Origin of the sequence: Streptomyces sp. NBC_01717, from assembly GCF_036248255.1 — a bacterium.
In the GTDB taxonomy this organism is placed as follows: Bacteria; Actinomycetota; Actinomycetes; order Streptomycetales; family Streptomycetaceae; genus Streptomyces.
The window spans coordinates 2,929,497-2,945,024 of the sequence record NZ_CP109178.1 but is presented as its reverse complement, the minus strand read 5'-3'; the positions used below and the strand labels follow the sequence as shown (position 1 = coordinate 2,945,024).

Here is a 15,528-nt window from a genome sequence, read left to right as displayed (position 1 = left end):
AGCGACGGTCCGGCGGTAACCCGGACCTAAAAGGAGCGAAGTGGCTAAGGTCCGGGTATACGAACTCGCCAAGGAGTTCGGCGTCGAGAGCAAGGTCGTCATGGCCAAGCTCCAAGAACTCGGTGAATTCGTCCGTTCGGCGTCCTCGACGATCGAGGCGCCGGTTGTACGCAAGTTGACTGACGCACTGCAGGGGCCCGGCGGCAACGCCGGCAAGTCCGCTGCCAAGCCTGGCGCGCCTCGCAAGGCCGCGCCCGTAAAGCCCGCAGCGCCCTCCCCGGCTGCTGCGGCACGTCCCGCTGCCCCGAAGCCCGGCGCCCCGGCCCCCAAGCCGGCCGCAGCCGAGGCCCCCAGCAGCACCCCTACCGCTGCCGCGCCTTCCGCGCCGTCGGCGGGCCCGCGTCCGGGTCCCAAGCCCGCGCCGAAGCCCGCTCCGGTCACCCCGGTGCCCGCAGCAGAGTTCTCCGCTCCGGCCCCGGCCCAGCCGGCCGCGCCGCAGCAGGCCCCGCGTCCCGCGGGTGCCACCCCCGGTCCTCGCCCCGCCCGTCCGGCTCCGGCCGGCGGTCAGCGTGACGGTGGCCGTGGCGGCGAGCGTGACGGTGGCCGTGGCGGCGACCGTCCGGCCCGTCCCGCAGGCCAGGGCGCCCCGCGCCCCGGCGGCTCCCGTCCGGCGGGTCCCCGTCCGGGCAACAACCCCTTCACCTCCGGTGGCTCGACGGGCATGGCCCGCCCGCAGACACCCCGTCCCGGTGGCGCCCCGCGTCCCGGTGGCGGCCAGGAGCGTCCGGGCGCCTCGCGTCCGCAGGGCGGCCCCGGTGGCGCCCCGCGTCCGCAGGGTCAGGGCGGTGCCCGTCCGACTCCGGGCGGCATGCCCCGTCCGCAGGCTCCGCGTCCGGGCGGTGCGCCCGGTGGTAACCGTCCGAACCCCGGCATGATGCCGCAGCGTCCCGCTGCGAGCCCGCGTCCCGGTGGTGGCCCCGGTGGTGGCCGTGGTCCCGGTGGCGGCGCAGGCCGTCCCGGTGGCGGTGGCGGTGCAGGTCGTCCCGGTGGCGGCGGCTTCGCCGGCCGTCCGGCCGGTCCCGGTGGCGGTGGCGGCGGTTTCGCCGGTCGTCCCGGTGGCGGCGGTGGCGGTGGCGGTGGCGGCGCAGGCCGTCCCGGTGGTGGCGGCGGTTTCGGCGGTCGTCCCGGCTTCGGTGGACGTCCCGGCGGCCCCGGTGGCCGTGGTGGCACACAGGGTGCGTTCGGCCGTCCCGGCGGTCCCGCGCGTCGTGGTCGCAAGTCGAAGCGGCAGAGGCGCCAGGAGTACGAGGCCATGCAGGCCCCGTCGGTGGGCGGCGTCATGCTGCCTCGCGGCAACGGACAGGCTGTCCGGCTGTCGCGCGGTGCCTCCCTCACCGACTTCGCGGAGAAGATCAACGCCAACCCGGCGTCGCTCGTCGGCGTGATGATGAACCTCGGCGAGATGGTCACTGCCACGCAGTCCGTCTCCGACGAGACGCTGAAGATGCTCGCGGATGAGATGAACTTCGTCCTCGAGATCGTCAGCCCGGAGGAGGAGGACCGCGAGCTGCTCGAGTCCTTCGACATCGAGTTCGGCGAGGACGAGGGCGGCGAAGAGGCTCTGGTCTCGCGTCCGCCGGTCGTGACCGTCATGGGTCACGTCGACCACGGTAAGACCCGACTGCTGGACGCGATCCGCAAGACGAACGTCGTTGCGGGCGAGGCCGGCGGCATCACGCAGCACATCGGTGCGTACCAGGTCTCCTCCGAGGTCAACGGTGAGGACCGCAGGATCACCTTCATCGACACCCCGGGTCACGAGGCGTTCACCGCCATGCGTGCCCGTGGTGCGAAGTCCACCGACATCGCGATCCTCGTGGTGGCGGCGAACGACGGTGTGATGCCCCAGACGATCGAGGCGCTGAACCACGCCAAGGCGGCCGACGTGCCGATCGTGGTCGCGGTCAACAAGATCGACGTCGAGGGTGCCGACCCGACCAAGGTGCGCGGTCAGCTCACCGAGTTCGGTCTGGTGGCCGAGGAGTACGGCGGCGACACGATGTTCGTCGACATCTCCGCCAAGCAGGGCCTCAACATCGAGGCTCTTCTGGAGGCCGTCGTCCTCACCGCCGACGCCTCGCTCGACCTGCGGGCCAACCCCGAGCAGGACGCGCAGGGTATTGCGATCGAGTCCCACCTCGACCGCGGCCGCGGTGCCGTTGCGACCGTCCTGGTCCAGCGAGGCACCCTGCGGGTCGGCGACACGATGGTGGTCGGCGACGCCTACGGCCGAGTCCGCGCGATGCTCGACGACAAGGGTGAGAACGTCGAGGAAGCGGGTCCGTCCACCCCCGTCCTCGTCCTCGGTCTCACCAACGTCCCGGGCGCCGGCGACAACTTCCTGGTGGTCGACGAGGACCGTACGGCCCGTCAGATCGCCGAGAAGCGTGCCGCCCGTGAGCGCAACGCCAACTTCGCCCGCAAGGGTGTCCGGTTCTCCCTGGAGAACCTGGACGAGGCGCTCAAGGCCGGTCTGGTCCAGGAACTCAACCTCATCATCAAGGGCGACGCGTCCGGTTCGGTGGAGGCTCTCGAGTCCTCGCTGCTCCAGCTCGACGTCGGTGAAGAGGTCGACATCCGGGTCCTGCACCGCGGTGTGGGTGCGGTCACCGAGTCGGACATCGACCTGGCGACCGGCTCCGACGCCATCGTGATCGGCTTCAACGTGCGCGCCGCAGGGCGTGCCGCGCAGATGGCCGAGCGCGAAGGCGTGGACGTCCGGTACTACTCGGTCATCTACCAGGCGATCGAAGAGATCGAAGCGGCCCTCAAGGGCATGCTCAAGCCGGAGTACGAAGAGGTCGAGCTCGGTACGGCGGAGATCCGCGAGATCTTCCGCTCGTCCAAGCTGGGCAACATCGCCGGTGTGCTGGTCCGCTCCGGCGAGGTCAAGCGCAACACCAAGGCGCGCCTGCTGCGCGATGGCAAGGTCATCGCGGAGAACCTCAACATCTCCGGTCTGCGCCGCTTCAAGGACGACGTCACTGAGATCCGCGAAGGCTACGAGGGCGGTATCAACCTCGGAAACTTCAACGACATCAAGATCGACGACGTCATCGCGACGTACGAGATGCGCGAGAAGCCGCGAGGCTGACCCGTACCTCAACAGTCGGGGCCGGTCGACGGGTCTTATTTCCGTCGATCGGCCCCGGCCGTTCCGTGTACGGTTCTTGTGTCCCTGCCAAGCACTGGCAGGGCGCGAACCCGAACCGGCGGGACATCCGGACATACATGTATGTGGGGACACTGTCCTTCGATCTGCTCCTCGGCGACGTACGGTCGTTGAAGGAGAAACGCTCCATCGTCCGGCCGATCGTCGCCGAGCTGCAGCGCAAGTACGCGGTGAGTGCGGCGGAGACGGGCGGACAGGATCTCCATCGCAGGGCAGAGATCGGCCTTGCCGTGGTCTCCGGGGACACCGGACACCTCGCAGACGTACTGGACCGGTGCGAGCGGCTGGTCGCCGCCCGGCCCGAGGTGGAGCTGCTGTCGGTTCGACGGCGGCTGCACAGCGACGAAGACTGAACAACGTCAGAACTGTTCGACGCGGCACCGTCCGACGCGCAGGCGTCGGACCCCGGAAGCGTCGGACCGTAAGCAACCCAGAAGGAAGAGTGACGGACCGGTGACCGACAACGCGCGGGCCCGCAAGCTGGCCGATCGCATCCAGGTCGTGGTCGCGGAGACCCTGGACCGGCGTATCAAGGATCCGCGGCTCGGATTCGTGACCATCACGGACGCCCGGGTCACCGGCGACCTGCGGGAGGCCACGGTCTTCTACACGGTCTACGGCGACGACGAGGAGCGGGCGGCCTCCGCCGCCGCGCTGGAGAGCGCCAAGGGCGTGCTCCGCTCCGAGGTCGGCCGGCAGACCGGGGTCCGGTTCACGCCGACCCTGGCCTTCGTCCCGGACGCCCTGCCGGACAACGCCCGCACCATCGAGGACCTCCTCGACAAGGCGCGGGCCAAGGACGCGGAGGTCCGCGAGGTGTCCACCGGTGCGAAGTACGCCGGCGACGCCGACCCGTACCGCAAGCCGGAGGACGAAGCGGACGAGTCCGACGAGAACGAGGGCTCAGCCTCCGAATGACACAGCAGAACAGGACGCCGGACGGCCTTGTCATCGTCGACAAGCCGTCCGGCTTCACTTCGCACGACGTCGTCGCCAAGATGCGCGGTATCGCCCGCACCCGTCGCGTCGGGCACGCCGGCACGCTGGACCCGATGGCGACCGGCGTTCTCGTTCTCGGTGTCGAGAAGGCCACCAAGCTTCTCGGCCATCTCGCACTGACCGAGAAGGAATACCTCGGCACGATCCGGCTCGGCCAGGACACCGTCACGGACGACGCCGAGGGCGAGATCACCTCGTCCACCGATGCGTCGGGCGTCACGCGTGAGGGCATCGACGCCGGTGTCGCGGCGCTGACCGGGGCGATCATGCAGGTGCCGTCCAAGGTCAGCGCCATCAAGATCGACGGCAAGCGGTCGTACGCGCGGGTGCGCGGCGGCGAGGAGTTCGAGATCCCGGCCAGGCCGGTGACGATCTCGTCCTTCAACGTCTACGACGTCCGCGAGGCGGTCGCGGAGGACGGGACCCCGGTCGTCGACCTGGTCGTCTCCGTCGTCTGCTCCTCCGGTACGTACATCCGCGCCCTCGCCCGTGACCTCGGCGCCGGGCTGGGTGTCGGCGGGCATCTGACCGCACTGCGGCGCACCCGCGTCGGTCCGTACGGTCTCGATGCGGCGCGGACGCTGGATCAGCACCAGGAGGAGCTGACCGTGATGCCGGTCGCGGAGGCGGCCGCCGCCGCGTTCCCCCGCTGGGACGTGGACGAGAAGCGGGCCAAGCTGCTGCTGAACGGGGTGCGGCTGGACATGCCCTCGTACCCGCCGGGCCCGGTCGCGGTCTTCGGGCCCGACGGAACCTTCCTGGTACTGGTCGAGGAGCAGAAGGGCAAGGCCAAGAGCCTCGCCGTCTTCGGCTGACGGCGGGCCGTCGGTGGCGGGATCGCCACCGGACGCCGGATCCCCATCGTGGAGCGGGCAGCCCCCCGTACCCGCTCCACGATCCCCCTCGGAGTGTCTGTCCACCGGAACCCACGAATTCACCCCCACGAGCAGGCGCTCGGAGTGAACCAGGGGTGCACTTGGGGGCGCGTTTGCTCCGAGTGGTTCTCGCGCCGATCACTGCCGACCTAACGTCGGACCATGGGAAGCGGGGACCGGTCGACGCTGGTGCGCATCTGCGATCCGGCCGGCCGGCCGCGAGGGACGGGGTTCGTCGCGGACGACCGCGGCACGGTCGTCACCAGCCACGAAGCGGTCGACGGCCTGCTGCGACTCGTCCTGCACGGGACAGGCGACCGCAGCTGCCGCGTCGCGGCCGACGCCATCACCGCGCTCCCGGAGCTGGACCTCGCGCTGGTGCACACCGGGGGACTCGATGTGCTCGGCGTGGAGCCGCTGCCGATCGTCCTGCGGGACCGGATCGAGGCCGGTACGTACGTACGCATCGCCGCCCACGGCTGGCGTGAGGCGCGCGTGCTGGGTGTGGCCCCGGTGACGTACACCGCGACCGACCGCTCCTACCGGGTCGGCACCGCGATGGAGCTGGCGCTCGGCACGGACGGCAGAGACGCCCTGCGGCTGCGCGGGGCGGCGGTCGGCGGGCCCGTGCTCGATCCGGACAGCGGTGCGGTCATCGCCGTGGTGGGCACCGCCTTGCGCGGCGGACACACCGCCGCCGGGTTCGCCGTGCCGCTGGTGGGCGCGAGCACCGTCGAGCCGCTGAGCGCGCTGCTGCGGCGCAATGCGACGACCGTCCCCGGATACGGACGCGACCTCAACCTTGCCGGTGCCCTGCAGCTCGCCGCGATGTCCATCGGGGCCGGAGGCCCGGGCGCCTGGCCCGACCCGGTCGAACGCCCGGACGTCACCGCGGAGTTCACGGCGTTCACGGCCGCCGGGGAAAGCCCCGCGGTCGTGCTCGGCCTCGTCGCGGAGCCCGGCACCGGTCGCACCACCGAACTGGCCGCGCTCGCCGCCCGCCGGGCCCGCGGCTGCGACCCCGCCCTCACCCTCTGGCTGCGCGGCGCCGATCTGCTGGCCGACGATGCCTCGGTCGCCGACGCGATCTCCCGCACGCTCGGGCAGGCCGGGCGGATCGTCACGGCGGCCGGGGCCGGCGGTGACATGGCGACGGCCACCCCCGAGCGGGTGGCCCGGCTCGCTGCCGATTCCGGGCGTCCGCTGCTCGTTCTGCTGGACGGCCCCGAGGAGATGCCGCCCGTCCTCGCTCACCGGCTGGACCGGTGGACGGAACGAACGGCCGACTGGCTGCGGAGCAACCGGGCACGGCTGGTGATCGCCTGCCGGCCCGAACACTGGGAGACGGCCGGTGCGCTCTACCCGCCCGGAGCGCTGCACCGTCCCGCCAGGCCGGCCCGTCGGCTGCCGACCGCCGTCCGGCTCGCCGACCTCACCGCGAGCCAGGCCGAGCGCGCCCGGGAGCGGTATGCCATCCCGGCCGGCGCCCTCGCTCCCGGCCACGACCGGCATCCGCTCACCCTGCGCCTGCTCGCCGAGGTACGCGCGGCGCTCCCCGGAGACGTGGCCGGGCAGCCGGACACGGACGACGTCTTCGCCGCCCACCTGGACCTGATGTGCCTGCGCGTCGCGGTCCGGATCGCCGCGGCGTCCCGTCCGACGCTCAGGGGCACGGCGGTGCGACGGCTGGCCGCCCGGGTGACGGGGCAGGTCCACGAAGCGGCGCGGCGCTGTCTCGGGCCGGGGCAGGGGGAGCTGGACCGCGCGGCGTTCGAGGGGATCTTCCCCTGGCGCACGGGATGGGCGTCGGCGGTCCTCACCGAGGGCCTGCTGGTCCCCGCGGGCGCGGGCTACCGCTTCGTGCACGAGGAGCTGGGGGACTGGGTGCAGGGCGCCCACCTGGACCTGGACAGGGCGCTGCGGTCGCTGGTGCACCGGTGGTACGAGGAGGTTCCGGGCGGTGGGGCCAGGGTGGCGGAGGAATGTGTTCCGGCGCAGCGGAGCCCGCATCCCGGCTGCCGGGCGTCGGCTGCCTCCGAGCGGGGACTTGTACGGGGGCAGGAGCGGCGGGCCGACGCGGCTTCCGGAGCGACGCCCTCGCGCGAGCCTCACACGCTCCCCGTACCGCGGCATCGGATCGGCCCGGTGATCCAGGCCCTCCTGCTCCTGGGTCGCAGGCAAGGTGCTGCCGCGCTGTCCGACCGGCTGGCCGATCTGATCGACGCCATGGACCGGCCGGCCGATCTGGTCGAGGCCTTCGACCTGCTGTCCACAAGGACGGACGACCCGGCCACAGCAGTCCGGCGGCAGGGCACCGTGATCCCGACGGCTGCGGCCGGTCCGGACGAGGGCGCTGCTCGGCCCGGCGGGGCCGGGGACGCCGGCCCGCTCCGCGACGCCTCCTGGTGGGCCGCTCACCTCCTGTCGCAGACACTGCTCCGGGTGCCCGATGCCGGGCCGTATGTGGAGGTGCTGCGGCTTCTCGCCGGTCGCATCGTCCGGCGGTCCGGCGTCGAGGGAGGGACTGGGGGGCCAGAAGGCGCCCGCGATGTCCCGCCCGGCCCGGGACATCGCCGACGCCGCCTGGGGGCGTACGCCGAGTTCGGACCGTGGTTCTGGCGGCGGCTGCGGCTGCCCGAGGCGGACCGGATCGACCTGCTGCGGCGGCTGGTGCCCGCGGACGGCCCGCCGCGCGGAGACGGGTGGGACGGCGACCGCGACGGTCGGCGGGGCCGGGCCGTCGCGTGTCGTGACGAGGGCGGGGACAGCGGCGAGGAGCGGTTCCTGGATGTGGTGGCCAGGCGGCTCGTCGCCAGGCCCCGGATCGTGCAGCCCCTGCTCTGTCGCTGGTTCACCGATGAGCGCCCGCTGCCCGCCGAGGACGGTGTGGCGATGCGGCCCACCGTCGCCGCCGCCGCGCAGGCTCTCCTCCTCGCCCGTCGTGACCTCGCCGTCGACGATCTGACCGACGCCCTCGTCGCGACCGTCCACCCGCGCGCCGACGAGCTGCTCACCGCGCTGGCCGAGGACGATCCGGCCGCGCTGTGCCGGGCTGTCGAGCGCTGGGCCCGCGACGGCGGCCGGCGGGCCCGGCGGGGCGCCGCCGCCACGTACGGGCTTCTCGCCGCACCGCATGCCACCGCCGAAGCCCACCGTGCACTGCTGCGCCGCTCCGCGCTCGCCCTGCTGGCCCACCCCGCCGACGTCGACCTGCACGGAGCCGCGCTGACCCTCCTCGTACGCGATCCGCAGACCCGGGACCGCTATCTGCCGCAGGCTCTGCGGGTCTTCGTGCAGGGCGATCCGCATCTGTCCGCGGCCGAGCTCGTCGTCGCCCTGCCGACCCGTCGCGAGCCGGTGATCGCCGCGTTCCGGGAGGCGCTCACCCGGCCCGGGGACGGTGCGGGCGAGGTGCTGCGCTCACTCGCCGCGATCGACGCCCCGGCGCTGGCCCTGCACGCGGCCGGTCTGGTGCGGGCGTACGTCGACAGCCATCCGGAAGGCGGCGCGCATGTCGCTGAGTACATCGACCACAGGCTGGAGCACGGGCCCGCCGCCCGCGCCCTGCTGCTGCCCCTGATAAGCGGTCTGCTGCGGGACCGTCCGGCCCCCGCACCCGTGCGTGGCGCGCTCGCCGGGGTGCTGGCCGTGCCCGGCACCCCGGCTTCCGGTGCGCTGCGCGCCGAGCTGCTGGAGGTGCTGCTGGAGTTCGAGCAGGGCGCCCACCGTGACCCGGTCGTGCTCGACGCACTGCTCTGTGCAGCGGCGACCGGATCCGCCCGGCGTGCGCCGGTCCGTACCCGAGCGCTGGTCCACCGCACCGGGATGCTGCTCGTCCGCACCCCCGAAGGAGCGGCCCGCTTCGACCGCAGACTGGTCGAACTGGCCCGTGACGTGCCCGGATTCGCCCAGCTGGTCACCGGATGGCTGGCCGATGCGCCGCAGGAGTGGGCGGTCGTCGTCGGCCCCGGCGCGCGGCGGACCGTGGAGACCCTGTCCACCGCGATGACGATGCCGATGCAGGCGCCGGGCCGGGGGCATGGCAGTCTTAGACCTGCATAAGAGGTAAACCCACGTACACAGGTTCGGGCGAGGAGCGGTCACAGTGCAGCGCTGGCGTGGCTTGGAGGACATCCCCCAGGACTGGGGACGCAGCGTCGTCACCATCGGCTCCTACGACGGGGTGCACCGCGGACACCAGCTGATCATCGGCAGGGCCGTGGACCGCGCGCGGGAGCTGGGCGTGCCCTCGGTCGTCGTGACCTTCGACCCGCACCCCAGCGAGGTCGTACGGCCCGGCAGCCATCCGCCGCTGCTGGCCCCGCACCACCGTCGCGCCGAGCTGATGGCCGGGCTGGGAGTGGACGCGCTGCTGATCCTGCCGTTCACGACCGAGTTCTCGAAGCTGGCGCCGGCCGACTTCATCGTGAAGGTGCTGGTCGACAAGTTGCACGCGCAGCTCGTCATCGAGGGTCCCAACTTCCGTTTCGGCCACAAGGCCGCGGGGAACGTGCAGCTTCTCACCGAGTTCGGCGCGACGTACGACTACAGCGTCGAGGTCATCGATCTGCATGTGAGCGGCGAGGCGGGCGGCGGCGAGCCGTTCTCCTCCACCCTCACCCGCCGGCTCGTCGCCGAGGGCGATGTGGCGGGCGCCGCCGAGATCCTGGGCCGTCCGCACCGCGTCGAGGGCATCGTGGTCCGCGGCGCACAGCGCGGTCGCGACATGGGCTTCCCGACGGCGAACGTGGAGACCCTGCCGCACACCGCGATCCCCGCCGACGGCGTGTACGCGGGCTGGCTGAACGCGAACGGCGAGACGATGCCCGCCGCGATCTCGGTCGGCACGAACCCGCAGTTCGACGGCACGGAGCGGACGGTGGAGGCGTACGCGATCGACCGTGTGGGTCTTGATCTGTACGGACTCCATGTCTCCGTCGACTTCCTCGCGTACGTCCGCGGGATGGCGAAGTTCGACTCGCTCGACGACCTGCTGGTGGCGATCGCCGCCGATGTGAAGCGGGCCGGCGAGCTGGTCGCGGCGTACGACCGCGGCTGATCCTTCTCTACCTACGGCTCCGGCCGGGACCGCGCAGAGCGGTCCCGGCCGGAGCCGTAGGTGCATCGGGAGGCGGCTCAGGAGTTGAGCTCCTCCAGCGTCTTCCCCTTGGTCTCCACCGCGAACAGTGCGATCACCGCACCCACCACGGCGATGCAGCCCAGCTGGGTGAAGACCATCGTGAGGCTGCCCCCCGAGCCGATGATGGCGCCCACCACGATCGGTCCGAGGATGACACCGAGCCTGTTCCACACCCCGCCGAACGACGCACCGCGCGCACGGCTGCGGGTCGGGTACAGCTCCGGTGTGTAGAGGTACAGGCTCACATTGGTCGCGAAGACGAAGAGCGTCGCGACCGACGCCCAGACCGCGACCTGCCCGCCGGAGGTGGCACCGGAGACGGCCAGCGAGAGCAGGGCGACCGCCGCGCCGCCGAGCCCGATGGTGAGCGAGATCCGGCGGCCCACCCGGTCGATGATCAGGGCCACGAGGAGACAGCCGATCAGCCCGGTCACATTGCTCAGCAGCGAGTAGTTCAGCGCGGTGCGCAGATCGAGGCCGAACGTCTTGGTGTAGAGCGAGGGCAGCCAGGTCGCGATGCCGTGGTTGACGTAGTACGCGACGAACCACAGACCCGAGACGACCACCGTGCGCCGCAGATAGCGGCCGGTGAACAGGTCGCGCAGCCCGCCGCGGGTCGTCTCGACGGCGGTCGCCGGCCCGGGCTCCGGCAGCTGCGCGCCGATGGACCTCTCGACGTCCTGCTCGATCCGGGCGATGACCTGCTCGGCCTCCTCGACCCGGCCGCGGGAGAGCAGCCAGCGTGGCGACTCGGGGACCTGGCGGCGCAGGACGACCACCAGCAGCACGGGCAGGGCGCCGATCAGGAACATCACACGCCAGCCGAAGCTGGGCACCACCCAGCTGGCCACCAGGGTCGCCGAGGCCAGACCGGCCGGGAAGATGAGCTCGTACAGCAGCACGAACCGGCCGCGGTGGTCGGCGCGCGCTATCTCGTTGATGTACGTGGCCGCGACGGGTACGACTCCGCCGATGCCGAGCCCCTGGACGAACCGGAAGGCGGTGAACAGGGCGAAGCCGGGCGAGACGGCGACGGCGAGGCTGGCCAGTGCGGTCACGGCCACGCCGAGCGCGACGGTACGGACCCGGCCGATGCGGTCGCCGAGCCAGCCGGCGACTAGTGCGCCGAGCAGCATGCCGACCGAACCGCTGGTGACGATCAGCGTGCCCTGGCCGGTGCTCAGCTTCCACTGTTCGGTCAGGACGGGCAGTGCGGAGGCGGTCAGCAGCTGATCGAACGCCTCGAAGAACGTGACGGCGCCGATGAGCGTGCGGACCTTGATGTGCCAGCGAGAGCTCGGCAGGCGTTCGAGCCTGGCCGAGATGGAGCTCACGGTGGGGCCGGTGGCCACGATTGACATGGGGATCCTTCCGCGAACAGAGGAGTTGCGGCGACCCTAGAAAGAAGTGTCTTAGGGGTCAACAACTAAGCGCTTAAATTTCATAACGAAGTGAACCCTGTCTGAACAGGCATTTTGATAGTGGACGAGGTGCAGGCGTGACTCACCGGCCCATGGCGGATGAGCCATGAGCCGGTTGGGGCGGTGCGGGTCAGTGCAGCTGTGTGCGCTCCCGCGGCAGTGCCTGGAGCGCGTCGAAGACCCGCTCGGGGGTGAGCGGCAGGGTGGTCACGCGCGCACCCGTGGCGTCCTGCACCGCATTGGCGACGGCCGCCGCGACCGGGACCATCGCGCCCTCGCCGGCCCCCTTGGCGCCGAACGGGCCGGGCCCGTGCCCCTGCTCCTGGGTGATCGACACGAAACGCTCTGGGAGGTCCTCGGCCATCGGCACCCGGTAGTCCAGCGCCTCACCGTTGAGCAGTGCCCCGTCCTCGTACCGCATCTCCTCGAACATCGCCTGCGCCAGCCCCATCACGGCAGCGCCTTCGTCCTGACCGCGGCAGAGCAGCTTGTTGACGGCCCGGCCGACATCGCCGCTCGCCACCAGCTGCAGGACCGTCACCTTTCCGGTGTCCGGGTCGACCTCGACCTCCGCGCCCGCCCAGCCGATCTCCCAGAAGAGGCAGGGGGACTCCAGCGGGGCGTCGGAGGAGAGCGGCGCCTTGAAGAACCCCTCGCCGTGGAACTCGTACCCCGTACCGCCGAAGACCTTCGCGACCAGGCCCGGCAGCGGAACCGGTGCGTCTTCCCCGCGCCGAACCGTCCAGTCCCGCAGGGTCAGTTCGGCCGGATCGCAGCCGAGCTGCTCAGCCGCGAAGGCGAGCACCTTCGACCTCGCGTCCTGGGCCGCCCTGAGTACCGCGGTGCCCATCACCGTCATCCCGGACGAGGCGTTGGTGCCCTGGTCGTAGGGAGTGACATCGGTGTCGACCGGCGCGTAGCGCACCCGCTCCAGATCCGTGCCGAGCACCTCGGCTGCGACCTGGCACAGCGAGGTGGAGGCGCCCTGGCCGATCTCGACCGTGCCGGAGCTGACATAGACCGAGCCGGTGGCCGTGATCTTCACCCGGGCCTGCGCGGGCTTGTTCACCCCGCCGCCGTCCTTGAAACCGATGGCCAGCCCCATCCCGCGACGGGGTACGCGTTCGCGCCCCTGATAGCCGAGCGCATCGGCGACCGCGTCCAGGCCTTCGGCGAGATCGCTGTCGATCCCGCTCTCGCCCGGCACGAACGGCTCCCCGAGTCGCTTGAGATTCTTCATGCGCAGCTCGTACGGATCCATCCCGAGCCGCTCGGCGATCATGTCGACCTGGCTCTCGGACGCCCAGGTGGCCTGCGTCGCCCCGAAGCCGCGGAACGGCCCCGCCGGGGTGGTCGTCGTCATCACGCACGACGAGGAGGAACGGATGTGCTGCCAGCGGTACGGTCCCGGCATCCGGTAGCAGGCCTTCTCCGCGACGAGCGGGCTGCCGTCGGAGTACGCTCCCGCGTCCAGCAGCACCTCGCTCTCGCGCGCGACGAACGTCCCGTCCGCCATGACGCCCGTCCTCACCTTCAGGACGGCGGCGTGCTGGCTGAGCGTGAGGAAACCTTCCTCCGTCGTCAGGCAGTAGCGCACCGGCCGGCCGGCCGCCCGCGACAGCAGGATGGCGATCGGCTCGGTCTTGCAGTTGTGCTTCGAGCCGAACCCGCCGCCCACATACGGCACATGGACATGGATCCGGCTCTCCGGAGTACGCAGCACCCGCGCCAACTCCTTGCGCAGCGGGAACGGGTTCTGGGTGGAGGCCCAGATCTCGATCTCCTCGCCGCGCACATCCGCGACCGTGACGAACGGCTCCAGATGGAAGTGATTCATCCGGGAGAAGGTGAAGGAGTCCTCGAAGATGTGGTCGCAGTCGTCCCAGACGGAGTCCGGGCCGGTCTCGTACCGGAACTCGTAACAGACGTTGGGCCGCGGCCGGAGCTGACCGGAGGCGCCTGTTCCGTACGGAGGGACGATGCCGGGCGGTGCCTGTTCGAACAGCTCCGGGGCGTCGGGTGCGAGAGCGGCCTCGATGTCGGGGACGGCCGGCAGCGGCTTGTACGTCACCTCGATCAGCTCCAGCGCGTGCAGCGCCACCGCCTCGGACTCGGCGGCGACGGCCGCCACCACATCGCCCGCGTACCGCACCCGGTCCAGGGCGACGATCGGCTGGTCCTTGATGAAGTAGCCGTAGGTGGGGTCGAGTCCGTCGAGCTCGTCGCGGGTCAGCACGGCGTGCACGCCCGGTAGCGCGCGGGCCTTGGCGCTGTCGACCGACACCAGGCGGGCGTGGGCGTGCGGGCTGCGGAGCACCTTGGCGTGCAGCATGCCGGGGAGCCGGACGTCGGCGGTGTACTGCGCGGCGCCGGTGACCTTGAGGGTCGCGTCGGTGCGGCGGTCGTTCGTGCCGATACGGGATCTGCTCATCGGGCGTCCTCGATGTCACGGGCCGGCTCGTCGTCACGGATCAGTTCGGCCGCCCGGCGTACCGAGTCGATGATCATCTGGTAGCCGGTGCAGCGGCACACATTGGAGGAGATCCAGGAGCGGATCGTCTCGTCGTCCGGCTCCCGGTTCTCCCTCAGCAGGGCGGTGGTCAGCATGATCATGCCGGGGGTGCAGTAGCCGCACTGGAAGCCGCCGCACTCTGCGAAGGCGCGCTGCACCGGGCTCAGTTCCCCGCCCGTGGCCTGTCCCGCGACCGTCTCCACCGCGCGGCCGTCGACGCTGAACGCGAAGACGCTGCAGGAGGCGGACGGAGTCCCGTCGATCAGTGTGGTGCAGGCGCCGCAGACGCCGCGCTCGCAGGACGCCTTGACACCGGTCATGCCGTAGCGGTCGCGGAGCAGATCGAGCAGGACGGTGTTGGGTGCGATCCGCTCGCTACGCGGCCGGCCGTCGACGGCGAAGTCGATGGTGAGCCGGGTGCCCGTGTCGCCGGTCATGTCGCTGTTCATCGGGGGGTTCCCTCTCCGGTGGTGCGTCGTTCCAGCAGCCGTCCGAGGAGCACGGCGGCGACATGGCGCCGGTAGCGGGCGCTCCCGGCCGCGTCGCCGATCGCCTCGGGCAGTGCGGCCGCGATCTCGGTGGGGTCGGTGCCCAGCGGGGCGCCGACGGTGTACGGACGGGTGTACTCGGAGCCCACCGCCATCGTGACCGTCCCCGCGCGGACCGCTGCGGCCACCGTCATCAGCGGGCGCATCGAGCGCTCGTACCCGAACCACACCTGACGTACGTCGGTGATCCTGACCGTGCGCAGCAGACCGCCCGGCGGCTCCGCCCGGTCCCACAGTGCGGCCGGCGAGACGGTGACCGTCCCGTCGAGTGTCAGGAAGTCCAGCTCCGCGTCGAGCGCGCCCAGCATCACCGACATCTCGTACCGGGTACGTCGCGCCATCAGATTCCCGCCGAGGGTGGCCCGTCGCCGGATCCGCTGGGTGGCGATGCTGCCCCAGCCCGCGGCCAGGCCCGGCAGGGCGGCCCGCACCCGGGCGTCGTGCGAGCCGGCGTGATGGTCGACCCCGGCGCCGATCTCCAGCGTCGAGCCGTCCCACTCGACCGCACCGAGCTCGGATATGCGCTCCAGCGAAACGAGGGTCCGGCAGTCGAGACCCTCGCGGAACTGCGCGAAGAGGTCGCTGCAGCCCTGTGCATAGACCGCACCGCGGGTCGCCCCCGCCGCCACGGCCTCGGCCGCCGTCACGGGACGTTCCAGGACGAAGTCGGGGATGGTGCGCTGGGTGGGCGCCACCATCCCGGTGGGGAGCAGGAGCATGCGGACCGTGCCTCCTGGGGCGGCGCAGCGGTCGATCGCCGATGTCACCACGGAGAGTTATCTAAGAACTGAAACAGCTAAT

At 71.7% G+C, this 15,528-nt stretch carries 10 protein-coding genes; 6 read left to right on the top strand and 4 right to left on the bottom strand.

All coding sequences use genetic code 11. The features are described 5' to 3' along the window. Positions 1-40 precede the first annotated feature (40 nt). The 6 genes from infB to OHB49_RS13220 all read left to right on the top strand — a co-directional run bounded on the left by infB (position 41) and on the right by OHB49_RS13220 (position 10,165). Entirely contained in the window at positions 41-3,154 is a 3,114-nt protein-coding gene (gene infB, locus OHB49_RS13245) for a translation initiation factor IF-2 (RefSeq protein ID WP_329160441.1), read from the top strand. A 137-nt stretch (positions 3,155-3,291) separates the two neighbouring features. Next, complete coding sequence (locus OHB49_RS13240) at positions 3,292-3,585, top strand: DUF503 domain-containing protein (protein ID WP_326606046.1); 294 nt, start codon at positions 3,292-3,294, stop codon at positions 3,583-3,585. Positions 3,586-3,685: 100 nt separating this feature from the next. Then, a complete protein-coding gene (gene rbfA / locus OHB49_RS13235) occupies positions 3,686-4,150 on the top strand; it encodes a 30S ribosome-binding factor RbfA (RefSeq protein WP_030933275.1) in 465 nt (154 codons plus the stop codon). Continuing rightward, positions 4,147-5,046, top strand: a complete 900-nt coding sequence (gene truB / locus OHB49_RS13230) for a tRNA pseudouridine(55) synthase TruB (protein ID WP_030933272.1) — start codon at positions 4,147-4,149, stop codon at positions 5,044-5,046. Before rbfA ends, truB begins: the two co-directional genes overlap by 4 nt. 222 nt (positions 5,047-5,268) lie before the next feature. Beyond that, entirely contained in the window at positions 5,269-9,168 is a 3,900-nt protein-coding gene (locus tag OHB49_RS13225) for a serine protease (RefSeq protein WP_329160440.1), read from the top strand. 43 nt (positions 9,169-9,211) lie between these two features. After that, entirely contained in the window at positions 9,212-10,165 is a 954-nt protein-coding gene (locus OHB49_RS13220) for a bifunctional riboflavin kinase/FAD synthetase (protein WP_329160439.1), read from the top strand. Positions 10,166-10,242: 77 nt separating this feature from the next. Here OHB49_RS13220 and OHB49_RS13215 read toward each other — a convergent pair whose 3' ends face one another. The 4 genes from OHB49_RS13215 to OHB49_RS13200 form a co-directional block, all read right to left on the bottom strand. Further along, positions 10,243-11,607, bottom strand: a complete 1,365-nt coding sequence (locus OHB49_RS13215) for an MFS transporter (protein WP_329160438.1) — start codon at positions 11,605-11,607, stop codon at positions 10,243-10,245. A gap of 190 nt (positions 11,608-11,797) precedes the next feature. Continuing rightward, positions 11,798-14,098 (bottom strand): xanthine dehydrogenase family protein molybdopterin-binding subunit, encoded by a 2,301-nt coding sequence (locus tag OHB49_RS13210; protein ID WP_329160437.1) that lies wholly within the window; start codon positions 14,096-14,098, stop codon positions 11,798-11,800. After that, positions 14,095-14,628 (bottom strand): (2Fe-2S)-binding protein, encoded by a 534-nt coding sequence (locus OHB49_RS13205; protein WP_329160435.1) that lies wholly within the window; start codon positions 14,626-14,628, stop codon positions 14,095-14,097. The genes OHB49_RS13210 and OHB49_RS13205 overlap by 4 nt, the downstream gene beginning before the upstream one ends. Beyond that, complete coding sequence (locus OHB49_RS13200) at positions 14,625-15,446, bottom strand: FAD binding domain-containing protein (protein ID WP_329160434.1); 822 nt, start codon at positions 15,444-15,446, stop codon at positions 14,625-14,627. Before OHB49_RS13200 ends, OHB49_RS13205 begins: the two co-directional genes overlap by 4 nt. Positions 15,447-15,528 lie beyond the last annotated feature (82 nt).

Bases quoted from the DNA above. Each gene is read 5' to 3' on its own strand.
- OHB49_RS13240 (WP_326606046.1), top strand. From the start codon at position 3,292: ATGTATGTGGGGACACTGTCCTTCGATCTGCTCCTCGGCGACGTACGG.
- truB (WP_030933272.1), top strand. From the start codon at position 4,147: ATGACACAGCAGAACAGGACGCCGGACGGCCTTGTCATCGTCGACAAG.
- OHB49_RS13225 (WP_329160440.1), top strand. From the start codon at position 5,269: ATGGGAAGCGGGGACCGGTCGACGCTGGTGCGCATCTGCGATCCGGCC.
- OHB49_RS13215 (WP_329160438.1), bottom strand. From the start codon at position 11,607: ATGTCAATCGTGGCCACCGGCCCCACCGTGAGCTCCATCTCGGCCAGG.
- OHB49_RS13210 (WP_329160437.1), bottom strand. From the start codon at position 14,098: ATGAGCAGATCCCGTATCGGCACGAACGACCGCCGCACCGACGCGACC.
- OHB49_RS13205 (WP_329160435.1), bottom strand. From the start codon at position 14,628: ATGAACAGCGACATGACCGGCGACACGGGCACCCGGCTCACCATCGAC.
- OHB49_RS13200 (WP_329160434.1), bottom strand. From the start codon at position 15,446: ATGCTCCTGCTCCCCACCGGGATGGTGGCGCCCACCCAGCGCACCATC.